Here is a 14,452-nt window from a genome sequence, read left to right as displayed (position 1 = left end):
GGAGCGACGCTACGCAGGCACGGCCTTTGTCCTGGCCCGGCCCTGCACGGCGAATACCGTGAAGGCCAGTGCCACGATCGCCGTGACCACCAACAGGAGCAGGCCGATCGAATAGCTGTGCGTGGCGGCGTCGTACGTCGCGCCCATCACCAGGGGCGGAAAGTAGCCGCCCAGGCCGCCGGCCGCACTCACCACCCCACTGATGCTGCCCACTTTCCCGTGCGGTGCAAGAACGCCCACCCAGGCGAACACCCCGCCCGTCCCCAGTCCCAGGGCCGCCGCTATGGCGACGAAGGTCAGGCCGGCCGGGACCTCGCCGTCGGGCTGCAGGTTCACCACCCAGGCGAGGACGGCGACGGCGGTGAGCGAGGTAATCACCACCGGCTTGGGCCCGAGCTTGTCCGCGAGCACACCGCCCACCGGGCGCGCCAGCACGGCCGCCAAGGCGAACCCTGCCGTGCGGGCGCCGGCGCCGCTGGGATCGAAGCTGTACACGTCCCGCAGGTAGGTGGGGAGGTAGGTGGCAAACGAGACGAAGCCGCCGAAGACCACGGCGTAGAGGAAGCACATCTTCCACGTGATCGGAGTCCTGGCGGCGTCCAGGAGCTTGGGCAGCACGGGCGCATTGCTGCGGGTCCAGCCCGGGGATTCCTTCATCAGGAACCAGACCAGGGCCGCCATCACGGCGAGGACTCCGGCGATCAGCAGGTGCGTGGGGAAGTATCCGATTCCGGCGACGAGCCGGGGATTCAGGAAGGCGGCCAGCGCCGTTCCGCCCATGCCGGCACCAAAAACGCCGGTGGCGAAGCCACGCCGGGACGGCTGGTACCAAGCACTGACGAACGGGATTCCGACGGCGAACACGGTACCGGCGACGCCGAGCAGCAGGCCGGCGCCCAGCACCAGCGGGAAGGAGCGCAAGGTGCCGCCGAGGGACACGAGCAGGATCGGCAGGATGGAGGCGAGCAGCACGAAGGTGAACATTGCCCGGCCGCCGTACTTGTCCGTCAGGGTGCCGACGACGATCCGCCCGAGTGAGCCGACGAACACCGGCATGGCGACCAGGACGCCCGTGGTGGCCGGGTTGAGTTGCAGGTTCTGCGTATAGAAGGCCCCGAGGGTGGCCACGGAGTTCCACGCCCAGAAGCCTGCCACGGATGCCGCGGTCGCCAGGATCAGGTTCCGGGTCTGGCCGGCGGGCGCGGAGGTTGGGGGAAGCACGGATCCGGCCATCAGCGGTTCCTCGTGTCCCGGTCGCGGGTACCGACGGCGGACCAGCCGCGTCGGGCTGCCGTGCCTGTGGTCCCTGGGGTGGCTGCGCCCGTGGTTTGACGGTCCCGGTCCCGCGAGCGGTAGACGATGTAGGGGCGGAAGAGGTAGTGCAGGGGCGCGGTGAAGGCGTGGACCAGCCGGGTAAACGGCCAGATGACGAACAGGGCCATCCCCACCAGGGTGTGCAGGTGGAAGGAGAACGGTGCCCCGGCCATGGCCGCGACGTCCGGCTGGAGGATGAACAGCGAGCGGAACCAGGGCGCCACGGTCTCGCGGTAGTTGTGGCCGTGCTCCCCCTCGAAAACACTGGCCAGGGTGGTCCACAGGCCGAACACGATGGCAGCGGTCAGCACCACGTACATGGTCTTGTCGTTCGTGGTGGTGGCCATGAACACGGGCCCGGTGGTGCGGCGCCGGTAGATCAGCAGGATGATGCCGCCGAGTGTCCCCACTCCCGCGATGCCGCCGACAAACAGCGCGTTGAAGTGGTAGAAGTCCTGGCTCATTCCCACTGCCTGCGTCCACGCCATCGGGATCACCAGGCCGAAGAAGTGCCCGGCAATCACGGCGAGCAGCCCGAAGTGGAACAGTGGCGAGGCTATCCTGAGCAGCTTCGATTCGTACAGCTGCGAGGACCTGGTGGTCCAGCCGAACTGGTCATACTTGTACCGCCATACCAGGCCGCCCACCAGTACCACCACCATGACGTACGGCAGGACGCCCCAGAGCACAGTGTCCAGTGCGGAGATTTCGACGGCGGCTCCGGGCTCAACTTCGAATGCCGGCATGGTCAGGCCCCCTTCACGGGCAGGAGTCGGGGATCGTAAGGGTCCAGGCCAACGGCTTCGGTGGGCGGACCGTAGCCGGCCATCCGCATCACGGCCTGCTCGTCCGCGGGTGACTTTCCCGGCAGGGTGGCGCAGACGGCCTGCAGGATCCGGGCGTGCGGCAGATCGTCCCGCAGCAGCCCGAATCGGAGCATCTCCAGGCTCGCGCGGAAACGGGTCAGCAGTTCCCGTCCCGCCGCCAGGTCCACCACCGCGGCGAATTCCAGCACCATCGGCAGGTAGTCGGGCAGTTCGCCGTGGGTGTCCACCAGGATGTCACTTTGCCGGTACGTCTTCTTAAAGTTGCCCAGCACCTCGCCGCGTCGGCGGGTGTCCCCGTCCGTCCAGTAGCTGAGGTGAAGGGCGTGGCGTTTTCCGAGGTCGAATTCGCGAACGTAGTGGGCCTGCGCTTCCATGAGGGGCGTGGATTCCAGCAGCTCCAGCACCCCGTCGAAGTCAGCCACGGCCCCCGGGAACTCGCCCAGGGCGTCCCGCATGAGCGGCACCCTGCCGGTCAGTTCCTCATCCGGATAGGACAGGCACCAGGCAGCCGCGAGGTAGACCACCTGCTGGCGCCGGCTCACGGCTTCTCCCCCGCAGTGTGTTCTTCCGGCAACAGCGCTTTTTCCGGGAAGAGTCCCGGCGGCGCGCCTGTGCCGTCCCAGTTGAGCAGGTTCACCCTTCCCCGGAGGGTCGTTTCCCCGGGCGCGGACTCGGATGTCTGGCGGTCCTTCAGGGCGTTGAAAGTTTCCACCGCTACCGGAACGGGCCGGCCGCTGGCCTCGCCGAACGGGGAGGAATCCTGCATGCCGGGGCCGCCGTCGAAGTCCAGCGAGCAGCCCATCTCCTCCAGGTCATGGGCCTGCTCCACGTGCGCCTTGGGAATCACGTAGCGCTCGTCGTACTTTGCGATCGCCATCAGCCGGTACATCTCGTACATCGTCTGCCCGTCCATGCCCACGGCCTCGGGAATGGAGTCGTCGGGGTCGTTGCCCAGGCTGATGCCGCGCATGTAGGAACGCATGGCAGCGAGCTTCTTCAGGACGGCGGTGACCCGGTCGGCGTCCCCGGCGGTGAAGAGTTCCGCGAGGTATTCCACCGGGATGCGCAGCGCGTCAATGGCGCCGAACAGGTTGCCGGTATCCTCGCCGTCGTGCCCCTGGTCCCGCAGGAGGTCCACCACAGGCGACAGCGGCGGCACGTACCAGACCATCGGCATGGTGCGGTATTCCGGATGCAGCGGCAGGGCGACCTTGTAGACCTTGGCCAGGGCGTACACGGGCGAGCGCCGGGCGGCGTCGATCCAGTCTTCCGGGATGCCCTGGGCCCGCGCGTCGGCCTGGACGGCGGGGTCGTTGGGGTCCAGGAGCACGTCCATCTGGGCGTCGTAGAGTTCCTTCGGGTCGGTGACGGCCGCCGCCGCGGTGACGGCGTCGGCGTCGTACAGGAACAGCCCCAGGTACCGCAGCCGGCCCACGCAGGTCTCCGAGCAGACCGTCGGCAGCCCCACCTCCACCCGCGGGTAACAGAAGGTGCACTTCTCGGCCTTGCCGGTCTTGTGGTTGAAGTAGATCTTCTTGTACGGGCAGCCGGTGACGCACTGCCGCCAGCCGCGGCATTTGTCCTGGTCCACCAGGACGATCCCGTCCTCCACGCGCTTGTAGATCGCGCCGGAGGGGCAGGAGGCCATGCAGGACGGGTTCAGGCAGTGCTCGCAGATCCGCGGCAGGTAGAACATGAAGGTCTGCTCGTAGGCGAACTTGATCTTGTCCTCGGACTCGCGCCGGACCTTCTCCACGATGGGGTCCAGGTGGCCGTTTTCGACGGATCCGCCCAGGTCGTCGTCCCAGTTCGCGGACCAGGTGATCTTCGTGTCCTTGCCGGTGATCAGGGACTTGGGCCGGGCCACCGGGAAGTCGTCGCCCAGCGGCGCGTCCACGAGGGTCTTGTAGTCGTAGGTCCACGGCTCGTAGTAGTCCTTGAGCTCAGGCTGGACGGGGCTGGCGAAGATCCCCAGGAGCTTCTTCACCCGGCCGCCGGCCTTGAGCACCAGCTTGCCGCGCTTGTTCAGCACCCAGCCCCCGTGCCACCGCTCCTGGTCCTCGTAGCGGCGCGGGTAGCCCTGGCCGGGCCGGGTTTCCACGTTGTTGAACCAGACGTACTCGGTGCCCGCACGGTTGGTCCAGGCCTGCTTGCAGGTCACGGAACAGGTGTGGCAGCCGATGCATTTGTCCAGGTTCATGACCATGCCCATTTGAGCCATGACTCGCATCAGTACTGCACCTCCTGGGAACGACGGCGGACGGTGGCAACCATGTCGCGCTGGTTACCGGTGGGGCCGAGGTAGTTGAACGCGTAGGCCAGCTGTGCGTAGCCGCCGATCAGGTGCGACGGTTTGACCAGCAGCCGGGTCACCGAGTTGTGGATGCCGCCACGCCTTCCCGTGGCTTCCGACTTCGGCACGTCGATGGTGCGTTCCTGGGCGTGGTGGACGTAGACCACGCCGGCCGGCATCCGGTGGCTGACGATCGCGCGGGCCACCAGGACCCCGTTGATGTTCAGGCACTCCACCCAGTCGTTGTCCTTGACCTGGATCGCGTCGGCGTCGGCAGGGCTCATCCAGACCGTGGGCCCGCCGCGGGAGAGCGAGAGCATCAGCAGGTTGTCCTGGTATTCGGAGTGGATGGACCATTTTGAGTGCGGGGTAAGGTACCGGACCACCACCTCCATGGCCCCGTCCCGGCCGAGTTTGGGTTCTCCGAAGAGCCGGTGCATGTCCAGCGGCGGCCGGTAGATCGGCAGGGCCTCGCCGATGTCGATCATCCAGTCGTGGTCCAGGAAGAAATGCATCCGCCCGGTCAGGGTGTGCCAAGGCTTGAGACGCTCCACATTGATGGTGAACGGGGCGTAACGCCGGCCGCCCGTCTCGGAGCCGGACCATTCCGGCGAGGTGATTACGGGGACCGGGCCGGCCTGGGTCTGGGCGAAGGTGATGAACTTTTCCTCGGAGCCCTCGGACAGGTCCGCCAGTTTCCGGCCGGTGCGGACTTCCAGGTCCTTGAAGCCCTGCACGGACAGCGCGCCGTTGGTGGTGCCGGAGAAGGCCAGGATGGCCTCGGCCATTTTCGCGTCGGTGTCGATCGCCGGCCGGCCGTCCGCCGCGCCGCCGAGCATCACGCCGTTGGAACGGCTGAGCCGCTCCAACGGGCCGGCGAGCCTGTAGGTGACGTTCTTGACCGTGAAGCCCAGTTTGTCAGCCAACGGCCCGACGGCGGCGAGCTTGTCCGCGATGGCCGTGTAGTCCCGCTCCACTACGGCGAAGACGGGCATGTTCTGCCCGGGCACCGCGGGGATGGAGGTGTCACGCCAGTCCCGCACGATCCCGCCGGGCTGGGCGAGCTGGCCCGGGGTGTCGTGCTGCAGCGGCACGCTGACCAGGTCCCGGCGAACGCCCAGGTGGGTCTTGGCCTGCCGGGAGAACTCCCGGGCCAGCAGGTGGAACATGTCGAAGTCGGTCTTGGTTTCCCACGGCGGGTCGATCGCCGGCGTGAAGGCGTGCACAAACGGGTGCATGTCCGTGGAGGACAGGTCATGCTTCTCATACCAAGTGGCTGCCGGGAACACGACGTCGGAGAGCAGCGTGGTGGAGGTCATCCGGAAGTCGGCTGACACCAGCAGGTCCAGCTTTCCTTCCGGCGCGTGCTCGTGCCATTTCACGTCCCGGGGCTTGAGCCCTTCGGCGTGGTCCTTGCCCAGGACGTTATTGTGCGTGCCCAGCAGGTTCCGCAGGAAGTACTCGTTGCCCTTGGCCGAGGAGCCGAACAGGTTGGAGCGCCACAGCACCAGCGTCCGCGGCCAGTTCTCCGGGGCGTCGACATCCTCGATTGCCGGGTTCAGGGTGCGGTTCTTGAGAGCGTCCGCGATGTAGCTGGGGGTGTCTTCCGCGGTTCCGGCGGCGACGGCGGCCTCCGCCTCGTCGGCGAGGTCCAGCGGGTTGCGGTCGAACTGCGGGTAGAACGGCATCCAGCCCAGCCGGGCCGACTGGGCCAGCGCATCCGCGGTGTGCATGCCGTCCAGGGCCCCGGTGGACAGCGGTGACTTCAGCGCGTCCGCGGAGTAGCCGTCCTGCCGCCACTGGTCCGTGTGCATGTACCAGTAGCCGGTGCCGATCATGGTCCGCGGCGGCCGTGACCAGTCCAGGGCGTTGGCCAGCGAGACCCAGCCGGTGGCCGGGCGGGTCTTTTCCTGCCCCACGTAATGCGCCCAGCCGCCTCCGTTGCGTCCCATGCAGCCTGTCAGCATCACCAGCGCCAGCACGGCACGGTAGGTGGTGTCGCCGTGGAACCACTGGCAGATCCCGGCGCCCATGATGATCATGGACCGGCCCCTGGACTGCTCGGCGTTCCGGGCGAACTCCCGCGCCACCCGGATGCAGGCCTGCGCGGGGACGCTGGTGATCTCCTCCTGCCAGGCCGGGGTATAGGGCGTGGACGCGTCGTCGTAGCCGGTGGCCCACTCCCCCGGGAGCCCGTCCCGGCCCACGCCGTACTGGGCCAGCATCAGGTCGAACACGGTGGTGACCAGCTGCCCTTCCACCTCGATGACGGGCACGCCGCGGCGCAGTACGCTTCCCGCGCCGCCGGCGTCCTCGAAGCACGGAAGCAGGATCTCAGCGCTGTCCCCGGACACCTCGCGCAGCGACAGCGCGGGCTCGATCCCTTCGAGGTCCAGGTTCCACTTACCCTCGCCGCTGTCCGAATAACGGAAGCCCATCGAGCCGTTGGGCACGGCGGTCCGTCCGGTCTTCTTGTCGAACAGCACGGTGCGGAACGCAGCGTCCTCGGCCCCGGCTTCGGCGGGGAGGTCCTTGGCGGTAAGGAACTTCGACGGCGTCAGCGCGCCGTCGTCGTTCGTCACCAGCCGGACCAGGAACGGAAGGTCCGTGTACTGCCGGACGTAGTCGGAGAAAAAGGGGACTTCGCGGTCCACGAAGAATTCCTTGAGCATGACGTGTCCCATGGCCATGGCCAGCGCGGCGTCCGTCCCGGCCTGGGCGGGGAGCCATTCGTCGGCGAACTTGGTGTTGTCCGCGTAATCCGGGCTGACCGTGACCACCTTGGTGCCGCGGTAGCGGACCTCGGCCATCCAGTGCGCGTCCGGGGTCCGGGTGACCGGGACGTTGGAACCCCACATCATGAGGTACCGGGCGTCCCACCAGTCCCCGGATTCCGGGACGTCGGTCTGGTCCCCGAACACCTGCGGGCTGGCCACGGGCAGGTCCGCGTACCAGTCGTAGAAGGACGTCATCACCCCGCCGATCAGCTGGATGAAGCGGGTTCCCACGGCGTGCGAGACCATGGACATCGCAGGGATGGGCGAGAAGCCGGCGCAGCGGTCCGGGCCGTAGGTCTTGATCGTGTTCACGTGGGCGGCGGCCGCGATCTCGATGGCTTCCTGCCAGGAGACACGGACCAGGCCGCCCTTGCCGCGCGCCTGCTGGTAGCGGCGGCGGCGCTCGGGGTCCGCCGCGATCTCGGCGAAGGCCAGCACCGGGTCGCCCAGGCGGGCCTTGGCCTCGCGGTACATCTCCACGAGGACGCCGCGGGCGTAAGGGAACCGGACCCGGGTGGGTGAGTAGGTATACCAGGAAAAGGCCGCCCCTCGCGGACAGCCCCTGGGTTCGTACTCCGGGCTGTCAGGACCCACCGAGGGATAGTCAGTCTGCTGGGATTCCCAGGTGATGATGCCGTCCTTGACGTACACCTTCCAGGAACAGGAGCCGGTGCAGTTCACCCCGTGCGTGGAGCGGACCACTTTGTCGTGGCTCCACCGGTCGCGGTAGAAGATGTCGCCCTTGCGGCCGCCCTCCCTGAACACCGCCCTGCCGTCGTCGGTCTGGTCCCATTTCGTGAAGAATCGGCCCAGCTTCAACATTGCATCTGATGCGGGTCCATCTAACCCCGCATGGGGTCCGGAAGCCATGCCCTCAAGCTAGGTGGCAGGTTCAAGCGCCCGATAGGGTCGAACGGCACTGGCCACGCGCCACTCTGAGCGCGAACGGACACTTAAGCACCCTTCAGAAGGGCCTCAAGTGTCCGTTCGCGCTCATAGGTTTGCTCAGAGGAGCGGGGTTTCCTCAGAGGAGCGGGGGGTTAGGGTCAGGCGAAGGGTTCGATCTCCACGCCGGCTGCTTCCAGTGCTTTGCGCACGGCGGTTGCCGTTTCCACCGAGCCCGGAGTGTCGCCGTGCAGGCACAGCGAATGCGGCTGGAGCCTGATCACGGTCCCGTCCACGGCCTCCACCTCACCGTGCACGGCGAGGCGGACGGCACGTTCGGCAATCTGTCCGGCGTCCTCCAGCAGCGCTCCTTCCTGGGAGCGAGGCACCAGTGTTCCGTCCGGGAAGTAGGCGCGGTCAGCGAATGCCTCGTTGAACACGGGGTGCCCGGCTTCCGCGGCGGCGGACAGGAGCGCGGACCCCTGCTGGCCCAGGATGGGCAGCCCGGGATCGTAGGCCTGGACGGCGGCGATCACGGCGGCGGCCTGCTCGGCGTCCTGCACCGTGCGGTCATACAGTGCGCCGTGGGCCTTGACGAAGTCCACGGACGCCCCCACGGCGTGCGCCACGCCGTCGAGCGCGCCGAGCTGGTACAGCACGGCGCCGAAAAGGTCGTCGAAGGTCATGTCGATGGACCGCAGGCCAAAGCCGGGGAGATCCGGGTAGCCAACGTGGGCGCCCACGCGGACGTCCAGCTCATAGGCCGCCCGGCAGGTGTCCAGCATGGTGACGGGGTCCCCGGCGTGCAGCCCGCAGGCCACGCTGGCGCTGGTGATGAGCGGGAACATGGCGGCGTCGTCCCCCATGGTCCAGGAGCCGAAGGACTCCCCCAGGTCAGCGTTCAGATCCAATGAATCCGCCTTTCAAAGTTGAGTCCCCACCGGGGGTGTCCGCGGCGAAGTTCCCCGCGGCGGAGTCAAGGGCGGCCGGGCCAGCGGCCCTGCTGCCGGTTGTGCCACTGCCGGGCGTGCCGGCAGCCAGTTCGCCGGGAATCGTGTCCGGCATGGGCCCAAAGGCCTCCTTGGCGCTTGCGACGACGGCGCGTCCCATCACGCGGTTGCCCACGCCGCCCACCACGGCTCCGACGCCGAACGGCAGTGCCCGGCCCAGGAGTGCGGTTCCCTGCCGCTGCAGGAGGTTGCGGAGGAACGCACGCTGGATCCGGTCCCGCACCGAACCGAAGCCGGGGAAGGACGTCTTGCGGGCGAACACGGAACCCCAGGCGTCGGTGGGACCCTTGCTGCGGCCCGCGGCCTGGCCGCTGAGGCTTCCGAGGAGGGCAGTGCCTTCTTCGCCCAGCATGATGGCCATGACCATGAGGCCGGCTTTTTCGGGGTCGACCATGCGGATGCCGTGCAGCTCGGCCAGGGACGTTGCGTACAGGGCGGTGGCTTCCAGGAAACCGACGGTGGCAGCGGCCGAGAGTCCCAGCGCGGCGACGGTGCCGACGCCGGGGATGACGGCGGAACCGCCCACCAGTGCGCCGCCTCCGGTCACGGCCAGCAGGTAGTCGCGTTCCAGCTTGTCAGCCAGCTGCGCGGCCGTGGCACGCGGGTGCCTGCGCTGGAGCCGCCGCAGGTTGGCGAGCACCAGCGGGCGCTGGATTTCGACCGCGCGCAGCATCATGTTGTGCAACCCGGGCTTTGGCTTTCCCTCGGAGTCGAACACCGCCTTGTGCGCGGTCTTTTGTGCAATTCTCATTGCCGGTTTTTTCCGCATGGCCATCGTCACCTTTCCTGGATCCGGAACAAGCCGCCGGTGCAACCGTGGTTGGCAACCGTGGTCACTCCGTGCGGGGACAGCTCGCGGCTGCCACTCATCCTTAACACTAAGCCACCTTGCTACATGGCCCATGACTCGGCCACCGCAACATACGCGGACGACGACGGACCCCGGGGTCCGGGATACACCGTGGGCGCACCGGGCCATTCCACCCCGAACTCCGACAACCGCCCCGTGCTGCATGGCAGGTATACGTTGCTCAGTGCCGCGCTGCTCCCGCCGAGCTGGAAATCGGGCGCCAGGAACTGGCGGCGGTCCAGGATGCCGCTGATTTCCAGCTCCGCCTTGCCTCCGACGGCCCGGAAGCCGCGCTCTATGTCGAGTTCGACGTCGAACTCGTCCTGGGTGTGAGTGATTTCGGCCAGCGGGAACCGGGCTGCTTCCGGAAAGTAGCGGGTCAGTTCATTGGCCAGGGTCTCGGCGAAGTAGCCGTTGGAACCGTAGCTGCGCCAGCCCTGGCGGGTGGCGATCAGCAGGGCGTTTCCAGTGCCCCATTTGGACCATTCGGCAATCCAGAAGGAGGCGAAGCAGCTGGCGGGTTCTCCGGGGATGTGGACGCCGTGGCGGTCCACCGGATGCAGGGCAAGTCCCGGGTTGCTGCCGATGAATGCCATGCTGCGGCGCCAGGTGCCTGCCGGACTGTTCCCCATGGGTTGAGCCTAACGGGGCAGTGGCGAAAATGGTGCCGGCAGGCGCGCGGCGGCGCGGCTGGAAAAGCAGGCCTAGACTGGCCATATGCCCGCCCCCAGAGCTCTCAGGCCCTTCGTGCACCGGGAATACCGGGTGCTGATTGCGGCGCTGGCCGTCTCGATTTTCGGCTCCGGCATGTGGGCCGTGGCCATGGTCTACCAGGTGATCCACCTGGGCGGCGGACCGCTTCAGCTCTCGCTTGTTGCCACCGCCGGCAGCGTAGGGCTCGTGGCGTTCGTCCTGGCCGGGGGGATCGCCGCGGACCGGGTGCCGCAGCGGCTCCTGATCATCGCGGTGGAAGGCACCAACCTCGCCGTGATCGCCGCCGTCAGCGGACTGGCGCTGGCGGGCTGGCTGCAGCTGTGGCACCTTGCCGTGGGCGCGTTTGTGCTGGGTGTGGGAGCGGCGTTCTTCTTCCCGGCCTATTCGGCCATCCTGCCCCGGATCCTGCCGGCAGAGGACCTGCTGGCGGCCAACGGCATGGAAGGGACGATGCGCCCCATCCTGCAACAGGCGGCCGGTCCCGCCGTCGCCGGCATCCTGGTGGCAGCGTTATCGCCCTCGCACGCCGTCACGGGCGTGGCGGCCTGCCACCTGCTTGCCTTCATCATCCTCAACTTCCTCGGCCAGCACACCCTCGAAGCCGCCGGCGCCGACGGCGATCCCGCCGTCGAAAGGGGCAAAACGTCCTTCTTCCACGACCTCCGCGAGGGTGTCAGCTACACGGTGCGGACGCCGTGGCTGCTGTGGACGCTGCTTTGGGCCTGCATCTCGGTGCTGTTCCTGATCGGACCCATCGAGGTGCTGCTGCCGTTCGTTGTCCGCGACCAGCTGGGCGGCGATTCGCGCATGTTCGGTTTCCTGCTGGCCGTGATGGGCGTGGGCGGGGCGGCCGCTTCCCTGGCCACCGCATCCTTTGCGCTGCCGCGCCGCTATCTCACGGTGATGATGGTTTCCTGGGGTGCCGGCAGCCTTCCCCTCGCTGCCGTTGGAATCATGGACAGCTTCTGGATGGTTGCCGCGGCGCTGTTCATCTTCGGCGCGACCGGAGGCATCGGCATGGTCATCTGGGGGACGCTCCTGCAGCGCCGCGTTCCTGCCCACCTGCTGGGCCGTGTCTCCAGCCTGGACTTCTTTGTATCGCTGGCCTTGATGCCCGTCTCCATGGCGCTGGCCGGACCCGCCGCGGCAATGGTGCCCACGTGGGTGATTTTCCTGGTGGCCGGCGGCGTGTGCCCCGTGATGGCGGCAGTGGCAATGGTGGTGGCCCGGATGACGGCCGACGAGCTGGCACACCCGCTGGACCGCAGTGCCGAAGACCGGGAGTCAGCGGACAGCCCCTAGGCCAGGCTCCCGGCGCCGCGGGCCAGCACGACGGCGGGATCAACAGTTGGGTTGATCCCGCCGTCTGGCGGGCGTGCTTGGCGGCCGGTGCGCTTAGCTGCGGGCGCGCACAATCGGGATGGACGCCGTCGGAAGTCCGCTCGGGAAGATGGTGGGCTCCGGCGCGCCGACCGGGGCCAGCGGCACCCGGGCAACGTCGTTGCCGACGGTGAGCACTTCACCGCGGACGTTGACGTCCAGCGGTTCGCCGTCCCGGATGCTGAGGCTGATGGATCGCTGGTCCAGCTCCACGAAGAGCAGGCGGCCCCGCACCTTGAGGTGGAAGGTCAGGCCCTCCCATTCGGCCGGCAGCCGCGGATCGAAGAACGGAACGTCGCCCTGGTCGCGCAGGCCCGCGAAGCCGCTGACCAGCGAGCTCCAGACTCCGCCGGTGGAGGCAATGTGCACGCCGTCGATCGTGTTGCCGTGGGTGTCGTCAAGGTCGATGTACAGCGCGTGGGTGAAGTGGTCCAGCGCGGCCTTGCCGTAGCCTACCTCGGCGGCCATGATCCCCTGGACACAGGCGGACAGGGTGGAGTCGCCGGTGGTGATCGGATCGTAGAAGTCGAATGCCCGGCGCTTTTCCTCAGCCGTGAAGTCCTGCCACTGCAGGAACATCGCCAGCACGGTGTCCGCCTGCTTGAGGACCTGGTGGCGGTAGATCACCAGCGGGTGGAAGTTCAGCAGCAGCGGGTACTTGGACCGGGGCGTGCTCCAGTCCCAAGGCTCCAGGGTCATGAAGTCGTTGTCCTGCGAATACACTTCGAGGTCTTCGTCGTAGGGCAGCTGCATCCGGGTGGCGGCCTGTTCCCAGAGTTCGCGTTCGGCGTCGTCGATTTCCGGGTGGTCCAGGGCCGCCGCGGTGCGGAGGTTGAACCGCGCCATGACGTTGGTGTAGAGGTTGTCGTTCACCACGGCCGTGTACTCGTCCGGGCCGGTGACGCCGTGGATGTGGAAGAGCCCGTCCTTGCCGAAGAAGCCGAGGGAGACCCACATCCGGGCAGTTTCGATCAGCAGCTCCGCGCCCATGCCATGCTTGAAGTCCTCGTCGCCGCTGGCCCACATGTACCTGTTGGTGGCGAAGGCGACGGCGGCAGCAATGTGGAACTGCGCGGTGCCGGCGGCGTAATACGCGCTGGCTTCGAGCCCGTTGATGGTGCGCCACGGGAACAGTGCGCCGTCCACGCTCAGTTCCTTGGCCCGGACCTTGGCGTCCGGGAGCATCTCGTGCCGGAACTCCAGCACCTGGCGCGCGTTGTCCGGGCTGGTGTAAGTCAGGTAAGGCAGCAGGTACACCTCCTGGTCCCAGAAGTAGTGTCCCTCGTAGCCGGAACCGCTGACGCCCTTGGCCGGGATGCCGGCAACGTCCGCGCGGGCGGTGGCCTGGGCCAGCTGGAAGAGGTTCCAGCGGATGGCCTGCTGCAGTTCGGGCTGGCCGCCCACCACAATGTCCGTGGTGGCCCAGTAGTCCCGGTAGTGCGCCTCGCTCTCGGCGAAGATCGCGCTGACGGGCTGCAGGGCGCCCTCCGCTGCTTCGGACGGGTCCTGCGGGGAACCGCCGTCCACGGCGCCCTCGCGGAAGGCACGCGCCACGGCGTAGCTGGCGCTCTTCTCGAGGCGGAAGGGCTGGTCCGCTCCCACTGCGAGGACGTAACGGACGCTGCTGTCGTCCTGGTCCACCAGGGTCTCGAACGGCTGCACGTCGGCAGAGGTCCAGTGGTCCACGGCCAGGCCAACGCGCTGCCGGGATTCGGCTGCTTCCCAGGAGAGGCGCAGCGAGCCGTCCCCGCCGTCGAGCCTTACGGGCAGCAGGACGCGGCCGGCGTGCCGCCCGGCCCGGCGCGGATCGTGGGTGGAGTGGTCCTCCACGGGCTGGTCCTGGCGGTTGATGACGGAGGATGTGACGTCGGCATAGACGTCCCGGTCCGCGGCCACGTCGAGGCTGATGCCCAGGGTGCCGCGGGACTGGTAGCCCACGGCCCGGCGCTCGGTGGTTGTCACGGTGGCGCCGGACCGGCACTGCCACGTGATCCGGCATTCGTAGATGCCCGTGGCGAAGTCAACGGAGCGGCGGTAGTCCAGCACCGTTGACTCGCTAAGGGTCAGCGTTTCACCGTCGATGATCACCGTGAAGTTGTTGACATCCGGGATGTAGAGGATCCGCTGGCCCGTGCGGGCGAAGCCGTAGGCGTTCTCCGCGTGCTTGATGTCCCAGGTTTCGTGGAAGCCGTTGATGAAGCTTCCGGGCAGGTCGGCGTCCGCGGAGGCCCAGTGCGCGCCGCGGATGCCCAGATGGCCGTTACCCAGGCTGAAGAGCGTTTCCAGGGTTCCGGCGTTGCCGGGAAGGTGGACGGTCTCCACGAGCTGCCAGGGGTCGTTCGGGAAACGAGCACGGTCAGAGGTGATGAGTGCCATGGCTGTTGGGGTTCCTTTTGGCGTTG

Annotated in this window: 10 protein-coding genes; 1 reads left to right on the top strand and 9 read right to left on the bottom strand. The window is 67.8% G+C overall.

What is annotated here, in order from left to right; genetic code table 11:
• Positions 1 to 9: 9 nt before the first annotated feature.
• From ACFVWT_RS15905 to ACFVWT_RS15870, 8 genes are all read right to left on the bottom strand, one after another.
• Positions 10 to 1,233: a nitrate/nitrite transporter gene (locus ACFVWT_RS15905; protein WP_390249439.1), complete on the bottom strand. Its 1,224-nt coding sequence runs from the start codon at positions 1,231 to 1,233 to the stop codon at positions 10 to 12.
• Positions 1,233 to 2,060: a respiratory nitrate reductase subunit gamma gene (narI, locus tag ACFVWT_RS15900; RefSeq protein ID WP_390249436.1), complete on the bottom strand. Its 828-nt coding sequence runs from the start codon at positions 2,058 to 2,060 to the stop codon at positions 1,233 to 1,235. Before narI ends, ACFVWT_RS15905 begins: the two co-directional genes overlap by 1 nt.
• A gap of 2 nt (positions 2,061 to 2,062) precedes the next feature.
• The gene (gene narJ, locus ACFVWT_RS15895; RefSeq protein ID WP_390249434.1) at positions 2,063 to 2,683 is read right to left on the bottom strand and encodes a nitrate reductase molybdenum cofactor assembly chaperone; all 621 of its coding nucleotides are present in this window, start codon (positions 2,681 to 2,683) and stop codon (positions 2,063 to 2,065) included.
• On the bottom strand, positions 2,680 to 4,371 hold the full coding sequence (narH, locus tag ACFVWT_RS15890) for a nitrate reductase subunit beta (protein WP_390249431.1): 1,692 nt from the start codon (positions 4,369 to 4,371) through the stop codon (positions 2,680 to 2,682). The genes narJ and narH overlap by 4 nt, the downstream gene beginning before the upstream one ends.
• Positions 4,371 to 8,081, bottom strand: a complete 3,711-nt coding sequence (locus tag ACFVWT_RS15885; RefSeq protein WP_390249428.1) for a nitrate reductase subunit alpha — start codon at positions 8,079 to 8,081, stop codon at positions 4,371 to 4,373. The genes narH and ACFVWT_RS15885 overlap by 1 nt, the downstream gene beginning before the upstream one ends.
• 176 nt (positions 8,082 to 8,257) lie before the next feature.
• The gene (locus tag ACFVWT_RS15880) at positions 8,258 to 9,007 is read right to left on the bottom strand and encodes a LamB/YcsF family protein (protein WP_390249426.1); all 750 of its coding nucleotides are present in this window, start codon (positions 9,005 to 9,007) and stop codon (positions 8,258 to 8,260) included.
• Positions 8,991 to 9,881: a hypothetical protein gene (locus ACFVWT_RS15875; protein ID WP_390249424.1), complete on the bottom strand. Its 891-nt coding sequence runs from the start codon at positions 9,879 to 9,881 to the stop codon at positions 8,991 to 8,993. The genes ACFVWT_RS15880 and ACFVWT_RS15875 overlap by 17 nt, the downstream gene beginning before the upstream one ends.
• 116 nt (positions 9,882 to 9,997) lie before the next feature.
• Positions 9,998 to 10,588: a hypothetical protein gene (locus ACFVWT_RS15870; protein WP_390249422.1), complete on the bottom strand. Its 591-nt coding sequence runs from the start codon at positions 10,586 to 10,588 to the stop codon at positions 9,998 to 10,000.
• 85 nt (positions 10,589 to 10,673) lie between these two features.
• Between ACFVWT_RS15870 and ACFVWT_RS15865 the strand changes: the two genes are divergently transcribed.
• Positions 10,674 to 11,972, top strand: coding sequence for an MFS transporter (locus ACFVWT_RS15865; protein ID WP_390249419.1), 1,299 nt, complete (start codon positions 10,674 to 10,676; stop codon positions 11,970 to 11,972).
• 93 nt (positions 11,973 to 12,065) lie between these two features.
• On the opposite strand, the gene ACFVWT_RS15860 is transcribed toward ACFVWT_RS15865, so the two are convergent.
• The gene (locus ACFVWT_RS15860) at positions 12,066 to 14,426 is read right to left on the bottom strand and encodes a glycoside hydrolase family 65 protein (protein ID WP_390249417.1); all 2,361 of its coding nucleotides are present in this window, start codon (positions 14,424 to 14,426) and stop codon (positions 12,066 to 12,068) included.
• Positions 14,427 to 14,452 lie beyond the last annotated feature (26 nt).

The organism is Arthrobacter sp. NPDC058288, assembly GCF_042880995.1.
GTDB lineage: Bacteria > Actinomycetota > Actinomycetes > Actinomycetales > Micrococcaceae > Arthrobacter.
Note: the sequence above shows the minus strand (reverse complement) of the source record. Positions and strands in the feature narration are given on the sequence as shown.

Coding starts and splice junctions, on each gene's coding strand:
- narI (WP_390249436.1), bottom strand. CDS start 2,060: ATGCCGGCATTCGAAGTTGAGCCCGGAGCCGCCGTCGAAATCTCCGCA.
- narH (WP_390249431.1), bottom strand. CDS start 4,371: ATGCGAGTCATGGCTCAAATGGGCATGGTCATGAACCTGGACAAATGC.
- ACFVWT_RS15885 (WP_390249428.1), bottom strand. CDS start 8,081: ATGGCTTCCGGACCCCATGCGGGGTTAGATGGACCCGCATCAGATGCA.
- ACFVWT_RS15875 (WP_390249424.1), bottom strand. CDS start 9,881: ATGGCCATGCGGAAAAAACCGGCAATGAGAATTGCACAAAAGACCGCG.
- ACFVWT_RS15905 (WP_390249439.1), bottom strand. CDS start 1,233: ATGGCCGGATCCGTGCTTCCCCCAACCTCCGCGCCCGCCGGCCAGACC.
- ACFVWT_RS15870 (WP_390249422.1), bottom strand. CDS start 10,588: ATGGGGAACAGTCCGGCAGGCACCTGGCGCCGCAGCATGGCATTCATC.
- ACFVWT_RS15860 (WP_390249417.1), bottom strand. CDS start 14,426: ATGGCACTCATCACCTCTGACCGTGCTCGTTTCCCGAACGACCCCTGG.
- ACFVWT_RS15865 (WP_390249419.1), top strand. CDS start 10,674: ATGCCCGCCCCCAGAGCTCTCAGGCCCTTCGTGCACCGGGAATACCGG.